Source organism: Nakamurella alba, from assembly GCF_009707545.1.
Taxonomy (GTDB): Bacteria; Actinomycetota; Actinomycetes; order Mycobacteriales; family Nakamurellaceae; genus Nakamurella; species Nakamurella alba.
In genome coordinates, this window is the sequence record NZ_WLYK01000005.1 from 165697 (window position 1) to 187403 (window position 21707).

Annotated in this window: 20 protein-coding genes; 13 read left to right on the plus strand and 7 right to left on the minus strand. The window is 71.9% G+C overall.

The genetic code is table 11. The annotated features are described in order from the left end of the window. The first annotated feature begins 63 nt into the window (after positions 1-63). Entirely contained in the window at positions 64-864 is an 801-nt protein-coding gene (locus tag GIS00_RS12875) for an IclR family transcriptional regulator (protein WP_196073257.1), read from the plus strand. A 15-nt stretch (positions 865-879) separates the two neighbouring features. Here GIS00_RS12875 and GIS00_RS12880 read toward each other — a convergent pair whose 3' ends face one another. Then, positions 880-2793 (minus strand): AfsR/SARP family transcriptional regulator, encoded by a 1914-nt coding sequence (locus GIS00_RS12880; protein ID WP_322097911.1) that lies wholly within the window; start codon positions 2791-2793, stop codon positions 880-882. 56 nt (positions 2794-2849) lie between these two features. Here GIS00_RS12880 and GIS00_RS12885 point away from each other — a divergent pair, with 56 nt between their 5' ends. After that, entirely contained in the window at positions 2850-3743 is an 894-nt protein-coding gene (locus tag GIS00_RS12885) for an alpha/beta fold hydrolase (RefSeq protein ID WP_154768850.1), read from the plus strand. On the opposite strand, the gene crcB is transcribed toward GIS00_RS12885, so the two are convergent. Both crcB and GIS00_RS12895 read right to left on the minus strand, forming a co-directional pair. Further along, positions 3733-4083, minus strand: coding sequence for a fluoride efflux transporter CrcB (gene crcB, locus GIS00_RS12890; protein ID WP_322097912.1), 351 nt, complete (start codon positions 4081-4083; stop codon positions 3733-3735). The genes GIS00_RS12885 and crcB overlap by 11 nt on opposite strands. Beyond that, the gene (locus GIS00_RS12895; RefSeq protein WP_322097913.1) at positions 4080-4556 is read right to left on the minus strand and encodes a fluoride efflux transporter FluC; all 477 of its coding nucleotides are present in this window, start codon (positions 4554-4556) and stop codon (positions 4080-4082) included. The genes crcB and GIS00_RS12895 overlap by 4 nt, the downstream gene beginning before the upstream one ends. A gap of 81 nt (positions 4557-4637) precedes the next feature. Here GIS00_RS12895 and GIS00_RS12900 point away from each other — a divergent pair, with 81 nt between their 5' ends. Next, positions 4638-5009 (plus strand): VOC family protein, encoded by a 372-nt coding sequence (locus GIS00_RS12900; protein ID WP_154768851.1) that lies wholly within the window; start codon positions 4638-4640, stop codon positions 5007-5009. Between the two features lie 7 nt (positions 5010-5016). On the opposite strand, the gene GIS00_RS12905 is transcribed toward GIS00_RS12900, so the two are convergent. Continuing rightward, a complete protein-coding gene (locus tag GIS00_RS12905) occupies positions 5017-5577 on the minus strand; it encodes a TetR/AcrR family transcriptional regulator (protein ID WP_322097914.1) in 561 nt (186 codons plus the stop codon). Between the two features lie 131 nt (positions 5578-5708). Between GIS00_RS12905 and GIS00_RS12910 the strand changes: the two genes are divergently transcribed. The 3 genes from GIS00_RS12910 (at position 5709) to GIS00_RS12920 (ending at position 9202) form a co-directional block, all read left to right on the plus strand. Further along, positions 5709-6737, plus strand: a complete 1029-nt coding sequence (locus tag GIS00_RS12910) for an aldo/keto reductase (RefSeq protein ID WP_154768852.1) — start codon at positions 5709-5711, stop codon at positions 6735-6737. A gap of 25 nt (positions 6738-6762) precedes the next feature. After that, on the plus strand, positions 6763-7608 hold the full coding sequence (locus GIS00_RS12915) for an LLM class flavin-dependent oxidoreductase (protein WP_230313527.1): 846 nt from the start codon (positions 6763-6765) through the stop codon (positions 7606-7608). A gap of 787 nt (positions 7609-8395) precedes the next feature. After that, positions 8396-9202: an SGNH/GDSL hydrolase family protein gene (locus GIS00_RS12920; RefSeq protein WP_230313528.1), complete on the plus strand. Its 807-nt coding sequence runs from the start codon at positions 8396-8398 to the stop codon at positions 9200-9202. A 40-nt stretch (positions 9203-9242) separates the two neighbouring features. Here GIS00_RS12920 and GIS00_RS12925 read toward each other — a convergent pair whose 3' ends face one another. Further along, positions 9243-10247, minus strand: a complete 1005-nt coding sequence (locus GIS00_RS12925; RefSeq protein WP_230313529.1) for a hypothetical protein — start codon at positions 10245-10247, stop codon at positions 9243-9245. Further along, positions 10244-10945, minus strand: a complete 702-nt coding sequence (locus tag GIS00_RS12930; RefSeq protein WP_230313530.1) for a GNAT family N-acetyltransferase — start codon at positions 10943-10945, stop codon at positions 10244-10246. The genes GIS00_RS12925 and GIS00_RS12930 overlap by 4 nt, the downstream gene beginning before the upstream one ends. Before the next feature lie 506 nt (positions 10946-11451). Between GIS00_RS12930 and GIS00_RS12935 the strand changes: the two genes are divergently transcribed. The 4 genes from GIS00_RS12935 (at position 11452) to GIS00_RS12950 (ending at position 16253) form a co-directional block, all read left to right on the plus strand. Next, complete coding sequence (locus tag GIS00_RS12935) at positions 11452-12354, plus strand: endonuclease domain-containing protein (protein WP_154768854.1); 903 nt, start codon at positions 11452-11454, stop codon at positions 12352-12354. A 246-nt stretch (positions 12355-12600) separates the two neighbouring features. Beyond that, entirely contained in the window at positions 12601-13836 is a 1236-nt protein-coding gene (locus GIS00_RS12940) for an MFS transporter (RefSeq protein ID WP_322097915.1), read from the plus strand. A gap of 150 nt (positions 13837-13986) precedes the next feature. Beyond that, positions 13987-15252, plus strand: coding sequence for an aminotransferase-like domain-containing protein (locus GIS00_RS12945; protein WP_230313531.1), 1266 nt, complete (start codon positions 13987-13989; stop codon positions 15250-15252). A gap of 56 nt (positions 15253-15308) precedes the next feature. Then, positions 15309-16253, plus strand: coding sequence for a D-alanine--D-alanine ligase family protein (locus GIS00_RS12950; RefSeq protein ID WP_322097916.1), 945 nt, complete (start codon positions 15309-15311; stop codon positions 16251-16253). A gap of 821 nt (positions 16254-17074) precedes the next feature. Here the strand turns inward: GIS00_RS12950 and GIS00_RS12955 are convergent. Further along, the gene (locus tag GIS00_RS12955) at positions 17075-17923 is read right to left on the minus strand and encodes an SDR family oxidoreductase (protein ID WP_154768856.1); all 849 of its coding nucleotides are present in this window, start codon (positions 17921-17923) and stop codon (positions 17075-17077) included. Between the two features lie 65 nt (positions 17924-17988). Here GIS00_RS12955 and pgeF point away from each other — a divergent pair, with 65 nt between their 5' ends. Genes pgeF through murD form a run of 3 tightly spaced genes read left to right on the plus strand, consistent with a single transcriptional unit; the run spans position 17989 to position 21467 of the window. After that, a complete protein-coding gene (gene pgeF, locus GIS00_RS12960; RefSeq protein WP_196073258.1) occupies positions 17989-18780 on the plus strand; it encodes a peptidoglycan editing factor PgeF in 792 nt (263 codons plus the stop codon). Positions 18781-18796: 16 nt separating this feature from the next. Next, a complete protein-coding gene (locus tag GIS00_RS12965) occupies positions 18797-20152 on the plus strand; it encodes an endonuclease domain-containing protein (RefSeq protein ID WP_154768858.1) in 1356 nt (451 codons plus the stop codon). Further along, a complete protein-coding gene (gene murD, locus GIS00_RS12970) occupies positions 20127-21467 on the plus strand; it encodes a UDP-N-acetylmuramoyl-L-alanine--D-glutamate ligase (RefSeq protein WP_154768859.1) in 1341 nt (446 codons plus the stop codon). Before GIS00_RS12965 ends, murD begins: the two co-directional genes overlap by 26 nt. Positions 21468-21707 lie beyond the last annotated feature (240 nt).

Sequence of the window (21707 nt, forward strand, 5' to 3'; positions counted from 1 at the left end):
GAGGATCCTCGATACCCTCGGGGGGCACCGGGAGGCGCCGGCCGGGCCGTGGAGGGGCGTGGGATGAGCACGATCGACAGGTACGCCCGGACGTTCGACGTGCTCGAACTCCTCATCGGGCGGCCGGACGGGCTCACCGCCACCGAGATCAGCAAGCGCCTCGGACTGCCGCTGAGCAGCAGCCACAACCTGCTGCAGCGGATGGTCACCGCCGAGGTGGTGACCCTGGCCGACGACCTGCGGTACTCGCTCGGACCGCGGGCCGTGCAGCTCGGCATCCGGATCGTCGACGGCCTGGAGGTGCGCGCGATCGCCCGCCGGCACCTGCTGGAGCTGGCCCGGGTCACCGGTGACGACATCTATCTGGCCGTGCCGTTCGGCCGCCGGGTCGCCTACGTCGACCGCTTCCCCGGCACCCAGCCGGTCACCGTCGACATCCGTCTCGGCCAGTCGCTGTACCTGCACGCGACCTCGGTCGGGAAGCTGTTCGCCGCGCACGACCGGCAGCTGCGGCGGCGGCTGTTCTCCCAGGAGCGGCCGCAGCTGACCTCGCACACGCTGACCACCGAGGCCGAGCTGGAGGCGGAGCTGGCCCGCATCGTGCAGCAGGGGCACGCGATCAGCCGCGAGGAAGCCATCATCGGCGTGGTCGGCATCGCGGTCCCCATCCGCGACGACCGGGGAGCCCTGGTCGCGGCGATCCACATCTCCGCGCTGAGCAACCGGATGGACGACGCCGTGGAGGCCGACCTGCTGGCCGCCGCCCGGACCGCCGGCCGGTTGATCGAACGGGACCTGGGCCGGCTGCACGACACCGGGTCCGTCGACGGCCCGGCCGGCATCGACTCCCGCGCTGCCGGCTGAGCCCGCTGCCGCGGATCAGCGCAGGTACCGCGCCACCGGACCGGCGGTCACCAGCCCGCTGCCGGCCGCGATCTCGGCCGCCGCCGGCGCCAGTGCCGTCCGGGCACGCGCGAGAAGAACGGTGTCGCCGACGATGTCGGCGGCCGCGGCGGCCAGGCACCAGAGCACCTCGAGCGGCAGACCGGGGTCCGGATCCGGGAGGTGAGCGAGGGCGGCGGCCGCGCTGTCGGGTTGGCCCTGCGCCAGCAGCAGGTGCGGGGTGATCCACGGCCGGTACGGCCCCGGGTCCAGCTCGCCGACCGACGCCTCCACCGGCAACCCATGTGCGAGGGACAGCGAGACCAGTTGCAGCGCCAGCAATCCGCGCGACACCCCGGGCATCCCGGTCAGCTCGAGCCGGGCGGCCAACTCGCGGAACGACTGCTGCGACCGCGCCACCGGCCGGTCCGGCACCGCGGCCACGATCCGGAAACCGTCGGTGAACAACCGGACCAGCGGGCGCTCGTGCTCCGACCCGAGCCGGTCCGCCTCGTCCGCGTGCTGGCCGGCGGCGCCGGGGTCGCCGAGCGCGGTCAGGGCCTGCATCCGCACCAGATGACCCAGCACATGATGGTTCGGCAGGTCGTGCCGTGCGGCGAGAGTGACGAGCTCGGCGCCGATCTCGTCGCGCTCACGCGCCAGGCCGGCCCGTCCGTAGGACTGCAGGTACCGCCCGGACAGGGCGAAGGCGAGCAGCGCCGGGTCCTGCAGCTCCCTGGCCAGCGACTCCGCACGGGTCGCTGCCTCCGGGCCGCGCGGTCCCGGCACCCCGCGCAGCTCGATCGCCGCGGTCGCCAGCAGCCGCGCGCGCAACGCCGGATGGCGGTCACCGAGCCCGTCCAGTGCCTGCATCGCCGCGGTGGCGATACGGCGGGCGAGGTCCGGGTCGTCCGAGGTGGTCCACGCACCAGGCACGTCGAAGCCGCCGATCACCCGCGCGGCGAGCACGGGATCACCGGTGGCCGTTGCGGTCTCGATGGCGGTCCAGCGTTGCTCGCGCGCCGCGGCCAGCCCGTCGGCGCCGGTCACCGCCAGGGTGCGCAGCAGGCCGAGGGTGCCCTCCCACCGGGACCGACCACCGGCCGACCGGAGGCTCTCCGCCGCCCTGTCGAACGCCCGGTCCGCCGGCGTCGGCTTGAGATGTGCTGCCCGCTGCAGGATGTCGGTGTACAGCGCATCGATCTCCGGTCCCGGGTCCAGCCCCAGCTCGTCCGCCAGCCGGTGCCGGGCGCGGTCCAGCACGGCCAGTGCGTCGCCACGCCGGTCGGCGCGGTACAGCGCGGTGGCCAGTAGCCGCCATCCCGTCTCCCGCCAGGGGTTCTCGTCGACGAACGGGTCCAGGTCGCGGATCGCGCCGGACACGTCGCCGGTGTCGAGCCGGGCCCGGGCCAGCTGCTGCACGGCATCGGCCCGCAGCTCCGACAGCCGACGGCGCTCGGCCGACAGCCGGGCGGAGTGGTCGAACCCGGCGTAGGCCGGTCCGCGCCACCGGCGCAGCACCGCCGGCAACCGCGCGACCACCTCCTGCGGGTCGTTGCCGATCCCACCCAGTGCCGCCTCGACCGCCCAGGCATCGACATCCGCGGTCGGCAACCGGAGCGCATAACCGCCGCCCTCGGTGACCAGCACGACCGGCGCCGTGCGCGGCGCACGGTCCGGTTCCAGCGCACGGCGCAGTGCCGCGACGAAGGTGCGGACCGCCGCGACCGCACCGTCGGGTGGGTCCGCCGGCCACAGCTCGTCGACCAGGGTCGTCGAGGACACGGCGCGGCCGCCCGCCGCCACCAGCAGCGCCAGCAGTTCCCGGTGCCGGGGGCCGCGCAGGTCGATGTCCGCGCCGGTGGCATCCTGCGCGATGACCGGCCCGAGCACCCCGACGACCGGCGTCACCAGTGCCTGACCAGCGTGCTCATCGACCGCTCATCCGCCGTCGGCAGGCTGGTCCCATGACTGCAACCCCACAGATCCCCGGATTCGACACCGTCGACGTGCCGGTGGCCGACGGAGTCTCGCTGCACGCCGCGGTCGGCGGCACCGGCACGTCCGGCACGCCGATCGTGCTGCTGCACGGCTTCCCGCAGACCCACCTGATGTGGCGGCACGTCGCCCCGGCGCTGGCCGCGGAGCACCCGGTGATCTGCCCCGACCTGCGCGGCTACGGGGACAGCGACAAGCCGGCGGAGGCCGGGCCGGACACCTACAGCAAGCGGACGATGGCCGCCGACGTGGTGGCACTGGCCGCTGCGCTGGGCCACGACCGGTTCGCGTTGGCCGGCCATGACCGCGGCGCGCTGGTCGCGATCCGCGCCGGGCTGGACCACCCCGGGACGGTGAGTCACCTGCTGTCCCTCGACGTGCTGCCCACCCTCGACATGTGGGACATCCTGCACGGCGCGCCGGCTGCGGTCGCCTGGCACCTCTACCTGATGGCGCAGCCGCCCGGATTGCCGGAGCGGATGATCGCCACCACCGCGGACGAGTTCTTCGGCTCCTTCATCGACGGCTGGATCGCCGATCCGGCCGCGATCCCGGCGGACGTCCGCGAGCGCTACCTGACGGCGTCCCGCGAGGCGGTCACGTCGATCGTGGCGGACTACCGGGCGTCGGCCGGGATCGACCTGGAGCAGGACACGGCGGACCGGGCGGCCGGCCGCACGTTGCAGCTGCCGGTCACGGTGCTGCAGCAGGACTGGGGGACGCAGCTCGGGTTCGACCCGGTCGCGCTCTGGGGTGCGTGGGCGCCGGATCTGCGGCACCGGCTGGTCAAGACCGGTCACTTCATGGCCGAGGAGGCCCCGGACCTGGTGGTCGAGGAGATCCGCGCGCTCGTCAGCCGGTGATCAGCAGGCCGAGCCAGACCGCCGCGCTGCCCAGCACCAGGGTGCCGACCACGTTCAGCACCGCCGACCACCGGGGGCCGCGCTCGGCCAGCCGGACCGTCTCGAAGGAGAAGGTGGAGTAGGTGGTGAGGGCGCCGCAGAAGCCGGTGGCCAGCAGCAGCACGGCCCAGGACGGCAGCGCGGCCCCGGCGACCAGGCCGAGGACGAGGCAGCCGAGAGTGTTGACGGCCATCGTGCCGAGCGGGAACCCGCTGCCGGTCACCGTCTGCACCACCCGGTCCAGCAGGTACCGCAGCGGCGCCCCGATCGCCGCGCCGGCCACCACCAGCAGCACGTTCACCGGTGCCCCACCGCCCGGCGGGTGAGCACCAGCCCGGCCCAGGTGCCGAACAACGCGCCGGCCAAGGTGCCGACCAGGTAGCCGGCGGCCGCACCCGGGTGCCCGCCCTCGACCAGCCGGTGCACGTCCAGGGCATACGTCGAGAAGGTGGTGTACCCGCCCAGCACGCCGGTGCCGAGCAGCGGCCGCAGCAGCCGGTGGGCACCCGGTCGCTCGACGACCAGCACCATCAGCACACCGATCAGCAGGCTGCCGCTGACGTTGATGACCAGCACGTCCCACGGGATCGTGCCGGGCGCCGCCGGCCACAGCAGGCCGATCCCGTACCGCGCGAGCGCGCCGACCGCGCCACCCAGGGCCACCGCGCCGAGCACCGAGCCGTGCCGCCGGCGCAGTTCGGCTCGCTGCCGGGGGTCGCGCAGGTCGACGTCGGCGTCGACCGGCTCGACCAGCCTCCAGAACGTTCGCGGCACCCGGGCATCCTGGCACCCGGACCGCAGAAACCCGGCGCACACTGGGCGACGCGCACAGGTGCGCGGAGTCGAGGAGGCGGCATGTCGGGGATCGCAGCGTGGTTGACGGTGGGCGACGCGTCGGCGGCGGTCGCCTTCTACGGCACGGCCTTCGGCGCGGCGGTGGTGCACCGCACCGAGATCGACGGGCAGGTGATCGTCGCGCGGCTGTCGCTGGCCGGGTCGGAGTTCTGGGTGCAGCAGGACGACGGGGTCGACCCGGCGGCCCGGGCGCCGCAGGCGGTCGCGGCGGTCCGGATGATCGTGAGCAACGACGATCCGGACGACGCCTTCGCCCGGGCGGTGGCGACGGGGGCCATCGCGGTCGCCGACCCGCACACCGAGCACGGCTGGCGCACCGGCCGGGTGCGCGACCCGTTCGGCCACGAGTGGGAACTGTCCCGGGAGCTGTGATCCCCGGTCAGCGGGCGAGCCCGGCGACCAGCACCCCGGCCATCAGTCGCGGGTCGTAGCGCGGGTCGCCGGCGCCCATGCAGAGGTTGCCGACGGCGAACATCAGCACCAGCGGCTCGATGTCCCCGCGGATCTGGCCTGCGCCCACCGCCGCGTCCAGCAGTTGCCCGCACACCGGGACCAGCTGCTCCAGGAACCAGGCGTGCAGGGTGCGGAATCCGGCGTCGTCGGACTGCATCGCCTCGGCGAGACCGTGCTTGGTGACCAGGAAGTCGACGAACAGGTCGATCCACCCGGCCAGCGCCTGATGCGGCGTGTCGGCGGAGGCGAGCAGTTCCGGCCCGGCCTCGACGCAGGCCTGCACCTGGTGCTTGTAGACGGCGACGACCAGGTCGGCCCGGGTCGGGAAGTGCCGGTAGATGGTGCCGACCCCGACCCCGGCCCGCTTCGCGATGTCCCGGACCGGCGCGGACACCCCGGCGGCGACGAAGGCGGCGGCCGCGGCGTCCAGCAGGGTGCGCTCGTTGCGCACCGCATCCGCGCGCCGGCGCGGGACGTCCTCGGGCACAGCCGACCGACCTCCTTGCTAAACGGAACACGGTTCCGTATGTTCGATAGCGGAACTTGGTTCCGCTTCCCCAGGATGCCAGATCACCAGGGGCAGCGGAACCGACACCCACCATCAGAGGAGGACCCGCCATGCAGTACCGCACGTTGGGCCGCACCGGGGTGCAGGTCAGCACCTTTGCGCTGGGCGCGATGAACTTCGGTGCGATCGGCCGCACCACCCAGGACGAGGCCACCGCCATCGTCGACGCCGCGCTGGAGGCCGGCATCAACCTGATCGACACCGCCGACGCCTACGGCGACGGGGAGTCGGAGGAGATGGTCGGCCGCGCACTCGCCGGCCGCCGCGACGACGTCGTACTGGCCACGAAGGCCTACCTGCCGATGGGCGACGAACGGAACCACCGCGGCAGTTCGCGCCGCTGGCTGGTGCGCGAGCTCGAGGACAGCCTGCGCCGGCTGGCCGTCGACCACGTCGACCTCTACCAGGTGCACCGCTGGGACACGGAGACCAGCGACGAGGAGACACTGTCGGCGCTCACCGACCTGCAGCGGGCCGGCAAGATCCGCTACTTCGGCTCGTCCACCTTCCCGGCGCACCGCATCGTGCAGGCGCAGTGGACGGCGCAGGACCGGCGGCTCGGGCGCTACGTCACCGAGCAGCCGCCGTACTCGATCCTGCAGCGCGGCATCGAGACCCACGTCCTGCCGGTCACCCAGGAGTACGGCATGGGCGTGCTGGCCTGGAGCCCGCTCGCCTCCGGCTGGCTGTCCGGGGCGGTGCGGCAGGACCGGGAGATCAGCACCCACCGCTCGGTGATCCTGCCCGGCCGCTTCGACCTGACCACCCCGTCGAACCGGGCCCGGATGGCGGCGGTCGAGCAGCTGACCACGGTGGCAGAGAAGGCCGGTCTCTCGCTGATCCAGCTCGCCCTCGGCTTCGTCACCGCGCACCCCGGGGTGACGTCGGCGCTGCTCGGGCCGCGCACGGTGGACCACCTGGTCTCCCAGCTCGCCGCCGCCGACGTGGTACTGCCCACCGACGTGCTGGATGCGATCGACGGGATCGTCGCCCCCGGCACCGATCTCGCACCGGAGGAGAAGTTCGACACCCCGCCGTCGCTGCTCGACCCGGCCCTGCGCCGGCGACGGGCGGCCTGACATGGCCCGCGTGAGCCTGGGAATCATGACCCCGCCGGCCCAGGTCGGCTACGACGAGATCCTGCGCGTCTGGCAGGAGGCCGACGGCATCCCGGTCATCGAGCACGCCTGGCTCTTCGACCATCTGATCCCGATCTTCGGTGACCCGGACGGTCCCGTCCTCGAGGGCTGGACCACCCTGGCCGCGCTCGCCGCGAGCACCACCCGGCTGCGGATGGGCCTGCTCGTCAGTGCGAACCGGGTCCGGCCACCGGCCCTGCTGGCCCGGATGGCGGCGACGGTCGACGTCATCTCCGGCGGCCGGCTCGACTTCGGCATCGGGGTCGGGTCCCGGCCGGACGCGCCGATCGCCCGGCGGGAGTACGCGGCACACGGCCTGCCGTTCGTTCCGGTCGCGGAGGCGGTGGCCGCCTTCACCGAGGCGGTGCCGGCCATCCGCCGGCTGTGGACCGAGGAGCAGCCGTTCGACCTGGACGGGAAGTACGTGCAGCTCAAGGATGCCTACTGCAACCCGAAACCGGTGCAGCGGCCGGGTCCGCCGATCGTCATCGGCGGCCGGTCGGCGCCGGTGCTGCGGGTGGTCGCGGAGCACGCTGACATCTGGAACATGCCGGGCGGATCGATGCAGGACGCGGACGACCGCAGTGCCCTGCTGGACCGGTACTGCGAGCGGATCGGCCGGAACCCCGCGGAGATCACCCGGTCCCTGCCCATCGGCGTCTCCTACGACCGGCCGGACACCACCCGCGCCGCCATCGCCGAGGCGATCGAGCACGGGTTCACCCACCTCGTGCTGTCCCTGCCCTCGCCGTACCCGCCGGAGGTCGCCGCCTGGGTGGCCACCGAGCTCGCCCCGGCCGCGGGTCTCTGACGGGCCCGACGATCGGTGGACGGTGCCTCCACCGACGCACCCACCGGTCGTCGGATACCCGGGAGTGCACCGCGGCAGCAGGATTGTTCTCAGCAGCACGGCCTGGAAAACCGGAGCTGCGGCTCGGCTCTCCGGATACTCCCGACTCTCCGGAGGCACCGGCCCGGTCCCACCCCGACGGGACCGGGCCGCGGGCCGGGGAGATCCTGGAGCCGGGAAGCCGGGGACATCAAGATTTGTCCGTTCTCACCGACCGTGCCCGCGTCCGGCCACCCGGCGGCGTGACACCGGCCGTCCGCCACCCGATCCGGGCACCGGATCGGCGACCCGGGCGACATCCGGACCGCCGGTCGGTGGCACCACCGGAGCCTCTCTCCCACCGATGATCCGCGGGAGCCCGTCGCCGTCCGTCCCTCCGCTCCCCCGTTCGGGCACCCGGTCCTGTCAACGGCGTCCGGCGTCACCCCACGTCCGGTCGTCATCACGACGATCAGGTGTGACGGACGCCCGCCACAGTCGAATGTCCCACGTTGTCATCACTGTCTGTGATAGTCCTTCTGACCACGGAAAGTAGCCGTTCTGCGAGTTCACCGTCGCCGAAGGACCGCGGCGACCTGTCCTCGAGCGGCCCTCTGCACCCGTCGAGCCCGCTACGCAGCGTCGATCGAATCGCTACTCACTGCTACACAACGTCACGGTGAGCTCCACCCGGTCTGAGGACTGCTTCGCGACGTTCTGCCTGATAAACCTATGTGGCCACCCCAGGAACCCACAGGAGACCAGTCAGATGCGCGCCCTTCGCCTTCCCGCAGTCCTCGCCACCGCGTGCGCCGCCGCCGCGGTCGCCCTGTTCTCCGCGCCGGCCATGGCCAGTGCCGCGGGGCCGGTCGATTACGTCGCTCTCGGTGACTCCTACTCGTCGGGAACAGGAGCGGGGGCGTACACGAACAGTAGTTGTCAGCGGACCAACGCCGCGTACCCGGCGCTGTACGCCTCGGCCGCCAAGGTCGCATCGTTCAGCTTCGTCGCCTGCGGTGGTGCCACCACCTCGACCGTCTCCACCAAGCAGCTCGGCACCCTCACCGCCGCCACCGACCTGGTCACCATCACCGTCGGCGGCAACGACATCGGCTTCGGCAACGCAATGACCACCTGCACCCTGCAGAGCCCGGCCGCCTGCGCCACCGCGGTGAACAAGTCCACCGCCACCGCCACCAAGTCGCTGCCGGCCAAGCTGGACGCCATCTACGCCAAGATCAAGGCCAAGGCCCCCAACGCGAAGCTCGTCGTCCTCGGCTACCCGGAGCTCTACCCGGCCACCCCGAAGGGCATGTGCGGCTTCATGCAGGCCCCCTCGCAGGTCACCCTGAACAACGCCACCGTGATCCTGAACGGCGTGCTGGCCGCTGCCGCGGCGCGCGCCGGCGCCACCTACGCGGACGTCACCGAGGACTTCGACGGCCACGAGCTGTGCTCCACCAGCACGGCTTTCGTCACCGGCATCAACTTTGCCGCGATCGGCTCCTCGTACCACCCGACGGCGGCCGGCCAGAAGTCCGGCTACCTGGCCGGTCTCGTCGGCGCCATCGGCTGAGTACCTGCACGAGAAGAGGTCTCGCGGCCCGCTCCGGGAATCACTCCCCGGGGCGGGCCGTGTTCGTGTCGTCGTCGGACCGGTGCTCGGGGTGTGCGGGGTGTGCGGGGTGTTCTGGGCCCATCAGCGTCGCCATCAGGGACGGTCGCTCGGGCGGCAGCCCGTCGTCCGGCTCGATCTCGTGGACAGCGCCGGAGGTGAGCACCGGCGGCACCACGGCGACCGGCACGTCGACACCCGCCGGGGCGGGCGCCGCGATCTGCGGGTCCGGGGCGCCGGCGAAGAAGTCCCGCACCCGGTTCCACCGCCGGTCGTAATCGGGGCCGAACCGCCGGCGCGACCGGCGCATCCGGCGGCTGCCCGGTGGGTAGAAGCGGCGCGCCCACCACGAGGTCGGCTTCGCCAGCCGGAGGGTGCCGACAAGGGTCAGCGGGCTGAAGACGACACCGATCACCCCGGTCATCACCTTGCCCTTGAGCAGGCAGATCACGCTCAGCGCGAGCAGCACGAGCAGGGACGCCACGGAGGCCCACCAGCCGCCGGTGCCGACCTCACCGGAGATGAAGTCGGCGCCGCCGATCAGGAAACCGATCATGCAGAGCACGCAGAAGATGGCGTCGACGGACTGCCGGCCCTCCGGGCTCCAGTAGACGTCGTCGAGGTGCAGCCAGAGGGCGAACTCGTCGAAGGCCAGGCTGAGGCCGATGCCGAAGACGAAGGCCGCCACGTTGCGGCCTACTCCCTCCGGCGTCGTGGCGAAGACCAGGATCCCGGTGATCGCCATGAGCAGAATCCCGAACACCTGGTGGTGCAGGTGGATGCCACCGATGTTGATGTCCTTGAGCAGACCGCCCTGACCGGCCGCCTCCGTGGGGTCCCCGTTCGCGGCGGCCAGCGCCGCCGCCCGCTGCTTGGTCCGGATCCGGCGCGTGACGAAACGGGTCAGCAGGAAGGTCAGCAGCACGGCGATGAACATCCACATCACCGGGCGCAGGACGACGTCGTCACCGATCCTGATCTCGACAGTGACGGCCGCCCGGTTCATCGCCCGCCGACCTCCCTGCAGGCCGGGATCCGCGCCGTCGGGGTCCTCGCCGTCGCGCCGGCCAGTGCCGGGACCGTGGGCGAGGGGACCACGATCACGTTGAACAGCTTGTCCAGCGCCTCCTCGACCTCCGCCTTCCAGCCGAGACCCGAGGCCAGCTCGAACCGCAGCCGCGGGTAGCGGTGGTGCGGCGCGACGTCGGTGAAGCCGATGGTCCGCAGGAACGGCGCCGGCAGCAGGCAGGTCGGGTGCTTGGGCCGGCGCAGCGACCGGCGGGTGTCCTCGACCCCGAACGCCTCGATGGCGCGGACGCCGCGCCGGGTCAGCCCAGCGATCACCCCGGTCATCAGGTAGCGGGCGAGGCCCTGCCCGGCGTACTCCGGCAGGATCCGGGCGACAGTCAGCAGCACGGCATCCGGGGACACCGGGGAGGTCGGGAAGTCCGTCGCGCCGGGGACAGCCGTGGGCGGGGCGAAGAGTGCGAAGCCGGCCGGCTTGTCGTCGACGGTGACCAGCTGACCGGCGGAACCCCAGGTCAGCATGACCCCGGACAGCCAGACCTCCTTCTCGAAGGCCCGGTCGCCGGACTCCAGCCGCTCCCCCTCACCGTGCGGCAGCTCCCACGCGACGCAGGACCGGCACGGCTCCGGGAGGTCGGAGACCGAGGACATCGACAGTGGCACCAACGCGCGCGTCACAGCCGGGAACCACTCCTGTCACCTCGGGTCGCCCCCACCGGGCACTCCGGCGTGGACGGTCCCAGGGTACTGGCGCCCCCTCGTCGCCGTCGGGCTCCGCCACCCCGGACGTGGCCGAGCGCGTGCGCGGAAAGGTGGGCCGGACCTCGTCCCGACGAGCATGCCCGTCCGTTCCGACCAGATCCGTTGCCACCAGCCACGCCCGACGTGGCCCACCGCACCCGATCCGTCGGCAGCACCGCCGACGCAGGAGTCCGGGCCACCCGAGCCTCCCGACCACCGAGGCCCCGCTCCGATCGGTTGCCACCAGCCACGCCCGACGTGGCCCACCGCACCGGACTCGCCAGCAGGGGTCCCACAAGGATCGGCAGCCCGATCACGCCGAGGCTGCCCCTCCCCCCCGGTCCGGACACATTCCCGACCGCCGCCAAGGCGCTGGAACAGGGCTTTGTGGATACCGAGGAACTACTTGCCCATCGCGGCGTCGGGTGCGGAACAGTTCGCCGATGGGGCGGAACGGGATCGAGAAGCGGCTGCATCGGCAGGACGGGGTCATCCACCGGGATCAGGTGATCAGCGCCGGCGGGACATCGCGGCAGATCGAGCTCGCGGTCGAGCGGCGTGAGTGGATCCGGGTGCTCCCCGGCGTCTACCGGGCCATCGCCTTCCCTGAATCGGTCAGGTCCCGGATCCGCGCTGCCGCGCTGTGGAGCGGCGATGGCAGCGCGGTTGCGGGTTGGGCAGCCGCCTGGTGGTGGCAGGTCACGACCGACGAGCCACCGGAGGTCGAGATCCACATCGCGAGGAACCGAGGCCTGCGTGCCCGTCCGGGGATCCGCCTTGTCAAGCGCGAACCGCTGGACGACGAGCTGGTCCGGCATAGCGGTCTCCTCGTGATGGACCGGGTCTCCGCCGTGATCCAGGCAGCAGTCGCCATGGGAGCGGGCGGCCTGCAACTGCTCGACCGACAGCTGCAGAAGGCAGTGATCACCATCGACGACCTCGAGCACTACATCCAGCGGCACCGGCACGAGCGGGGGAACCACGGTGTCCGACGCCTCATGGCCGTCGCCCGGGACGGTGCGGCCGCCGAGTCAGAGCGCCGGTGCATGCGCATCCTCCGCTCGGCAGGGATCACGGGGTGGCAGACGGGATTCGAGATCCCGGTCGCCGGGCGGGTCTACCACCCTGATCTCGCCTTTCCGCGGGAACGGGTGTTGATCGAGATCGACGGACTCGCCTGGCACACCGATCCCGACCGTTTCCGGATCGACCGCAGACGGCAGAACGATCTCGTCATCCTCGGTTGGACCGTCCTGCGTTTCACCTGGTACGACCTCGAGCACGCACCGGAGACGGTCGTACGGTCCGTGCGAGCTGCACTCGCATCCGGCCGACCCCGCCCCTGACTGATCCGTTGCCACCAGCCACGCCCGACGTGGCCCACCGCACCCGATCCGTCGGCCGCACCACCGACGCAGGAGTCCGGGCCGCCCCGAGCCTCCCGACCACCGAGGTCCACGCTCCGATCCGTTGCCACCAGCCACGCCCGACGTGGCCCACCGCATCCGATCCGTCGGAACCACCACCGAGGGCTCCCGGACGTGGCCGAGCGCACCCACACCGACGGCCGGAGCAGGACTAGTTTTCTTTAGGTGACCGAACATTCTTTCCGGGACCTGCGGCCGATCGCCGTGCCCGCGTACGGTCCCACGCTGCTCGGGTCGGTGGGCAGCGGCGCGATCATGCCGGTCATCGCGCTGACCGCGGCCGACCTGGGCGGCAGCGTCGGCACCGCGGCGTTCGTGGTGGCCCTGCTGGGCATCGGGCTGGTGCTGGCGGACCTGCCGGCCGGCGCCATCGCCGCCCGGTTCGGCGAGAAGACGACGCTGCTGCTGGCCTCCGCGCTGGAGTTCGTCGGCGGGCTCGGCGCCCTGCTGGCGAAGAACGTCGCAGTGCTCGGCGCCTCGATCCTGCTGGTCGGCTTCTCGGCGGCGGCGTTCGGGCTGGCCCGGCAGTCGTACCTGACCGCCGCCGTCCCGGTGGACCTGCGGGCCCGGGCGCTGTCCACCCTCGGCGGGGTGTACCGGATCGGCATGTTCCTCGGGCCGTTCGTCGGCGCGCTGGTCATCTCGCACACCGGCATCCAGGGCGCCTACCTGGTCGACATGGTCGCCTCGGTCGGCGCCTTCCTGCTGGTGCTGTTCTCCCGGGACATCACCGCTGATGCTCCTGGTGATCCGGCTCGTGCAGTGGCAGCGGTGCCGGAGAAGCCGGAGCCGGTGCTGCGCGCACTGTTCCGGCACCGACGGATCCTCGGCACGCTCGGCGTCGGGGTGCTGTTCCTGTCGGTGTCCCGCGCCTGCCGAATGGCCATCGTCCCGCTGTGGGCCGCCTCGATCGGGCTGGACGCCGCGCACGCCTCGCTGGTGTTCGGCATCGCCGGCGCCGCCGACATGCTGCTCTTCTACCCCGCCGGTGCGCTGATGGACCGCAAGGGGCGGCTGGTCGTCGCCTTCCCGAGCATGATCATCCTCGGCGTCGGGATGATCCTCGTGGTGTTCACCTCGGGGTTCACCTCGCTGCTGCTGGTGGCGATGCTGCTGGGCTTCGGCAACGGCATCGGCGCCGGGCTGATCATGACCCTCGGCGCGGATGCGGCCCCGGCCGTCGGCCGCCCGCAGTTCCTGGCGGGTTGGCGGCTGATGTCCGACGCCGGCAACGCCGCCGGCCCGCTGCTGATCTCCGGCATCGCGCTGTTCGCCCCGCTCGCCGCGGCGTCGATCGTGATCGCGGTGATCTCCTTCGTCGGCGCCGAGTGGCTGCGCCACTGGATCCCGCGCTACGACCCGGTCAGCGCCGCCACCCTCGGCCGCCGCCGCGCGGATTGAGTTTCCGCTGGTCCGGCCGGGCGGCTTAGACTCCGGATCACCGCCAGGGCACCGATGCGTTCGTCGCGCGTCCTGGTGTCGGCGGGGCACCGTGCCCGGCCACCGAGGAGGACCGAGGAAGCGATGACCGGGAACAGCCTGGATCGACACATGCCCCTGTATGCGCAGCGCACCGCTGGCATGCGGGCCTCGGCAGTGCGGTCGCTGTTCGCAGTCGCCAACCGGCCGGAGGTCGTCTCCCTCGCCGGCGGCATGCCGTACCTCGCCTCCCTCCCGCTGGAGCAGCTGTCCGCGGAGGTCGGCCGACTGGTCGCGGAGGACGGCCTGGTCGCCCTGCAGTACGGATCGGGCCAGGGCATCGCGGAGCTGCGCGAGCAGATCTGCCAGGTGATGGCGCTCGAGGGCATCTCCGCGCACCCGGACGACGTGACGGTGACCGTCGGTTCCCAGATGGCACTGGACCTGGTCACCCGGGTCTTCTGCGACCCGGGCGACGTCATCCTGGCCGAGGCCCCCTCGTACGTCGGCGCTCTCACCACGTTCACCGCGTACCAGGCGGACGTCGTGCACATCGCGATGGACGACCACGGGCTGATCCCGGAGGCGGTGGCGGCGGCCATCGTCGCGGTCCGCGAATCCGGCCGCCGGATCAAGTTCCTCTACACGATCCCGAACTTCCACAACCCGGCCGGCGTCACCATGTCCGACGAACGGCGGGTGGAGATCGCTCGCATCTGCCGTGACGCCGGGGTCCCGATCCTGGAGGACAACCCTTACGGACTCCTGGGTTTCGACGACAAGGTGCACCGCGCGATCCGCGCCGACGACGCCGAGAACGTCATCTACCTCGGCTCGTTCTCCAAGACGTTCGCGCCGGGTCTGCGGGTCGGCTGGGTGCTGGCGCCGCACGCCGTCCGGGAGAAGATCGTGCTGGCCAACGAGGGATCCACGCTGAACCCGCCGGTGTTCAACCAGATGGTCGTGTCGCGCTACCTGTCGAACTTCGACTGGCAGAGCCAGGTCAAGGCGTACCGGCACACCTACGCCGAGCGCCGGGACGCGATGATCGGCGCCCTGCGCACGCACATGCCCGAGGGCACCACCTGGACCTACCCGGAAGGCGGGTTCTACGTGTGGGTGACCCTCCCGGAGGGCTTCGACGCGGCGGCGATGCTGCCCCGTGCGGTCACCGCCCGGGTCGCCTACGTCCCCGGGACCGCCTTCTACTCCGACGGTTTCGGGTCCCGGCAGATGCGGTTGTCGTTCTGCTACCCGACGCCGGAGCGGATCGTCGAAGGTGTGCGGCGACTGGCCGGCGTGCTGGAGAACGAGCTCGAGGTGATGCGCACGTTCGGCGCACCGCTCACCCGGCAGCAGCTGCGCGGGCCGTCCTCGCCCTCGCCCGACACCGCCTGATCCGTCCCTGATCCTTTGCAGCAGAAGCAGTTCCGGAAGATCCAGGAGTAGAAGCTGTGTCCGATCGTCACGTCCTCGTCCTCGCCGGTGGTCTCACCCACGAGCGTGAGGTGTCGCTGCGCTCCGGTTCCCGACTGGCGGAATCGCTGCGCCGGCAGGGCGTGGACGTGACGCTGCGGGATGCGGACGCGTCGCTGTTGCCGTGGCTGGTCCAGCACCGGCCGGATGCCGCGGTGATCGCCCTGCACGGCGGTCGTGGTGAGAACGGAGCCGTGCACGGTGTACTGGAGATGGCGGGCGTGCCGTTCGTCGGCACCGCCGCGCACGAGTGCCGACTGGCCTGGGACAAGCCGACCGCCAAGACCATGATGCACCGCGCCGGATTCCTCACCCCGAACTGGATGACACTGGCACACAACACCTTCCGTGACCTCGGTGCGGGCGCGCTGATCGACAGCCTGGCGCACCATCTCGGGATGCCGTTGATGCTGAAGCCGTACCAGGGCGGGTCCGCGCTCGGCGCCACCAAGGTGACCGATGCCGCCGAGGTGCCGGGTGCGCTGGTGCAGGCGTTCGCCTACGGCGACGTGGTGCTGGTCGAGCAGTTCGTCACCGGCACCGAGGTGTCCGTCACGGTGATCGACACCGACTCCGGCCCGCGGGCCCTGCCGGCGGTCGAGATCGTGCCGGACAGCGGGGTGTTCGACTACGAGTCCCGTTACACCGCGGGCCTCACCACCTACTTCACCCCCGCCCGGCTCTCCGACGAGAGTGCGGCCGCAGCCGCCGATCTGGCCATCGGCGCGCACCGCGAGCTCGGACTGCGCGACGTCTCCCGCACCGACGCCATCGTCGACGCCGACGGTCGGGTCCACTTCCTCGAGGTCAATGTCTCCCCCGGCCTCACCGAGACCTCCATGCTCCCCATGGCCGTCGAGGCCGCCGGCGAGGACCTCGGCCACCTCTACTCCGCGCTGATCGACCGGGCGTTGGCGCGGTAGGTCCGCGGGGCGGGGTTAGGGACAACTGCGCCTGGAGGAGTTGGTAGACCGCGGGTTCCGGGGGTCTGGTGCTGTCGTGCAGGGGCCGGGAAGGGAACCGTTCCGGACGTCTGGTGTTCCGGGGCCGTCTGGCTACACGCACGGTAGCTACGAGGCCCGGGAACGAGAAGGGCTGCAGGGTAGAGGCTGTCACCGACTCCTGTGGTCGGGTTCAGGGACAACTGCGCCTGGAAGAGCTGGTCGGCGCGTGGGTTTCTGGGTCGGGTGCTGTCGCGCAGGGGCCGGGAAGGGAACCGTTCCGGACGTCTGGTGTTCCGGGGCCGTCTGGCTACACGGGCTGTAGCCAGACGGCCAACGAACGAGAAGAGCGGACGGGTAGGACCTGTCACCGCCACCTATGGTCGGGTTCAGGGACACTGCGCCTGGAAGAGCTGGTCGGCGCGTGGGTTTCGGGGTCGGGTGCTGTCGCGCAGGGGCCGGGAAGGGAACCGTTCTGGACTTCTCGTGTTCCGGGGCCGTCTGGCTACACGGACTGTAGCCAGACGGCCAACGAACGAGAAGCGCTGCAGGGTGGGGCCTGTCACCACCGGAGTGGTCAGGTCCCGGGACAACTGCACCTGGAAGAGTTGGTCGGCATGCAGGTTCCGGAGGTCGGGTGCTGTCGCGCAGGGGCCGAGAAGGGAACCGTTCCGGACTTCTCGAGTTCCGGGGCCGTCTGGCTACACGGACTGTAGCCAGACGGCCAAGGAACCGAAAAGACCTTCACCCCAGAGGTTCCCGGGCCCGTCAGGGTCGGTACCGGGGGTCTGAACGGTCCAGAACTACAGCACGGCAGGTCGTGCCTTGCGCAACACGTCCGCCAGCGACAGCGCCGGGCGACCCAGCAACGTGGGGACGTCGGGGCTGACCCGGGCCAGCACGCCGGACCCGATGGCGGTGTAGGTGGAGACCCAGGCGTCGACCTGCCAGTCGGGGGCGCCGTATCCGGCGCGGGAGGCGTAGGCCTCGTCCAGGGTCTCCTCGACATAGCGCACCACATCGCCGGTGACGGCGCTGATCACCACCGCGGCCTCGGCCAGCGACAGCGCCTCCGGGCCGGTCAGCTGGTAGGTGGCATCGACGTGTGCGCCGGGATCCTGCAGCACCCGGGCCGCCACCGCCGCCACATCGGCCTGCGCGACCGGGGCCAGCCTGCCGTCGCCGGCCGGGCCGCGGATCACCCCGTCCACGGCCATCAGCGGGAGGAAGTCGCTGTAGAAGTTGTCGCGCAGCAGGGTGTACGAGATCCCGGAGGAGCGCAGGTGCTCCTCGGTGGCCCAGTGGTCGCGGCCCAGGGTGAACAGCGAGTCGGGGGCCGCGGCGTCGAACGAGGTGTAGACCAGGTGCCGCACGCCGGCGGCGACGGCGGCGTCGATGAAGGTCCGGTGCTCGTCGACCCGGTCCGCCGACTCGGCGGCCGACACCATCAACGCCACCTCGACGCCCTCCAGCGCCGCCTGCACCGCCGCGGCGTCCCGGTACGAGGCCTGCCGGACGGAGGCCCCCGGCAGCTCCGGCGCCCGGGACGGGTCCCGCACCACCAGCCGTAGGGGCAGCCCGGCAGCGGCCAGCTCCCGCGCCACGAGTCCGCCGACAGTGCCCGTCGACCCGGTGATGCCCAGTTCCGTCATGCCCGCTGCCAACGCCGCCGGTCCCGGAAGATTCCCGCCCGGAAGCCACCCGGCATGCTGGACCGGTGAACGGGACGGACTTCGCCGACTGGCCGCTGCTCACCGCCAGCGGGGTCGACGCGGTGGTGACCACCCGCCGCGGCGGGGTGTCGAAGCCGCCCTACGACCAGCTGAACCTCGCCTTCCACGTCGGCGACGACGAGTCGGCCGTCATCGAGAACCGCCGGCGGGTGGCGGCGGCCTTCGATGCGGATCTCGACGACATGGTCTTCTGCGAGCAGGTGCACCGCCCGGCGGTGCACGTGGCCACCGAGGCCGACCGCGGCCGCGGCGCCCGGACCCGGTCGACCGCGATCCAGGACACCGACGCCATGGTCACCACCACTCCCGGCCTGCTGCTGGTGGTCATGGTCGCGGACTGCGTCCCACTCGTCCTGCACGACCCGGGCGCCGGCGTGCTCGGCGTGGTGCACGCCGGTTGGGCGGGCACGGTGCGCGGGGTCACCCCGGCCGCGGTCGCCGCCATGGTCGATCTCGGGGCCCGGCCGCAGAACATCGTCGCGGGCATCGGCCCGGCCATCTCGCCCGCGACGTACCAGGTGGGTGAGGACGTCCGCAGCGCCGCCGAGCAGGCCTTCGGCGGGGCCACCGAGTCCGTGCTCCGGTCCGACGGCACCGGGCGGTTCCTGTTCGACCTGTTCGCCGCCAACCGGCTGCAGCTGGAGCAGGCCGGCCTGGATCCGGCGCGGATCGAGCTGTCCGGCCAGGTCACCGGGCCGGGCACCCCGTTCTACAGCCACCGCGCGCAACAGCCGACCGGCCGGTTCGCCGCCGTGGCCAGGTTGCGCGCCGAGTGAGGCAGACTGGTCAGTCATGAGCAGCAGTCCGGTCCGCGCCCAGGTCTTCCACTACCTCGGGTTCACGATCGCACCGGAGCAGAACACGGTGACCTGCCGATACGCACTGGACGGTCGCGAGTTCACCGAGGAGATCCGCGTCCCCGGCGCCACCCCGGAGCAGTGGGCGCAGCCGGCCGTCGTCGAGGCCGCGCGGCTCCTCTTCCTGCTCACCGGCGTCTCGTACTACAAGGCGGGCGCCCCGCCGGTGATCGACCTGGGCGAGCACGCGCTGACCGCCCGGGAGCTGGCCTTCCTGCGCGAGTTCTACATCGACGGACTCGGCGAGTTCGCCTTCCGCAGCGACCCGCAGCTGGACCTGACCGACCTGGAGATCCGGGCACCGCTGCTCGAGCGCACGTACCCGGCGGACTTCCATCCCGCACCCGGTCGCCCGCTGTTGCCGTTCGGCGGCGGCGTCGATTCCATCGTCAGCGTGGAACTGCTGCGCCCGATCACCACCGAGCCGTCGCTGTTCGTGGTGAACCGACCCGGCGACACCTTCGAGGCGATCGAGAAGCCGGCGGTGGTGACCGGCTGGCCGGTGGTGCGCGCCGAGCGGGTGATCGACCCGCAGATCCTGCACGCCGCCAAGGGCGAGTTCTTCAACGGGCACGTCCCGGTCACCGGCATCATCTCGGCGATCGGGGTGCTGGCCGCGGCGCTCGGCGGTCACGACGCGGTGGTGATGTCCAACGAGTGGTCCGCCTCGGTCGGCACCGTCGAGGTGGACGGCCGGTCGATCAACCATCAGTACTCCAAGAGCGAGGCGTTCGAGTCGGCGTTCCGGGACGTGCTGGCCGATGCGATCGGCACCGATTTCCAGTACTTCTCGCTGCTGCGGCCGTACACCGAGCTGTGGATCGCGGCCCGGTTCGCCGAGCTGCCGCAGTACTTCGACACCTTCCGCAGCTGCAACCGCAGCTTCCACATCAACCTCGAGCACCGGCTCGACCACTGGTGCGGCCGCTGCGACAAGTGCTGCTTCATCGACCTGATCCTGGCGCCGTTCCTGCCCGCGGAGACGCTGCGCGCGGTGTTCACCCGGACCCCGGAGCCACTGGACAACCCGGAGCTGCTCGGGAAGTTCCATACGCTGCTGGGACTCTCGCCGGACACCAAGCCGTGGGAGTGCGTCGGCGACGTGCACGAGTGCCAGATCGCCGCCCGGATGGCCGCCGACCGGATCGACCGGGTCGGCTCGCCGATCCTGAACCGGCTGCTCGTCGCGCTGGGCCCCGGGGACCCCTCCGGCGAGGCCGAGCAGCTGATGAAGCCCGTTGCCCTGCACCACATCCCGGAGCGGTATGCGCCCGCCGATCTCCTGGTCTGATCTGGCCGACCTGCGGGTCGGGGTGTACGGCCTGGGCACCGAGGGCCGCGCGAACCTGCGTGCCTGCGATGTCCGGGGCCTGCACCCGGTGCTGGTGGACGACCGCCCGCCGGCCACCACCGCCGACGACCCGGATCTGGACGGCCGGGTGGTGCTGGCCACGGAGAGCGGCGGACAGGCAGCACTTCTGCTGTGCGATGTGGTGATCAAGTCCCCGGGTGTACCCGCCTACGGCCCGGTGGTGCGGGAGCTGGAGGCGGCGGGTGTGCTGGTGGCCGGCGGTCTCGGCCTCTGGCTGATGGAGGCGCCGCGGGAGAAGGTGCTGTGCATCACCGGGTCGAAGGGCAAGTCGACCACCACCTCGATCGCCGGACACCTGTTGTCCGGACTGGGATATCGCACGTTCGTCGGCGGTAACCTGGGCAGCCCGCCGCAGGACCCGCGGGCGGCCGGCGAGTACGACCGGTACGTCATCGAGGTGTCCAGCTACCAGGCCACCGACCTGCCGGTGTCGCCGCCGGTGGTGGCGGTGACCTCGCTCAGCCCGGACCACCTGCCCTGGCACGGCGGGGATCCGGAGACCTACTTCGCCGACAAGCTCTCGCTGGCAACGAATCCTGGCGTCCGAACGGTGATCGCCAACGGCGAGGACGTGCTGCTGGCCACCCGCCCCGAACTGCAGACCGGGCACACGAGGTGGGTGCGCAGCACCGACGACCCGGACGCCACCTGGATGCAGCCGCTCGGTCTGCTCGGCGCGCACAACCGCCTGAACGCGATGGTCGCGCGGGAGTGCCTGCGCGCGCTGGACGTCCCCGAGGCCGACGACGCCGCGGCGCTCGAGCGGGCAGCGGCCGGGTTCGCCGGCCTGGAGAGCAGGCTGCACATCGTCGGTGACGTCGGTGGCGTGACGTTCGTCGACGACGGGCTGTCGACCAACGTGCTGCCGGTGCTCGCCGCGGTGGACAGCTTCCCGGACCGGCGGGTCGCGCTGCTGGTCGGCGGTCAGAGCCGCGGGATCGACTACCGACCGCTCGCCACCGGCCTGCGCCGCCGCACCCTGCCGCTCGCCGTGTTCACCATGCCCGACAACGGTCCCGACATCGCCGCCGCTCTGGGCACCGAAGGCGCAGGGGACACGGTCACGGTCGAGGCCACCGCATCCCTGGCCGAGGCGGTGGCGAGGGCCTACGAGTGGGCCGCCCCGGACGGCGTCGTCCTGCTCTCGCCGGCCGCGCCCAGTTTCGGCCGGTTCAAGGACTACCGGGACCGCGGCCGGGCCTTCGTCGCCGCCATGGAGTCCCTGCGGACCTGACCGCGCACCGCCGCCACGCACAGTCACGTAACGACACGCACGATTCCTTCGCTCCGGTGAATGACACCCGGGCGGCCGCGTCCTAGGCTCACCATCAGCAGCGCAGACCACCGGATGCCCGCTGATCGACGACGACGACGACTGGCGATCCGCGCGGCGGACAGTTCCGAATTGTCGGTATCAGGGTGGGAAGCAGACCCTCCTGGGATCGTGTGGCCCCCGGCAACGGGAGCAGGCAGC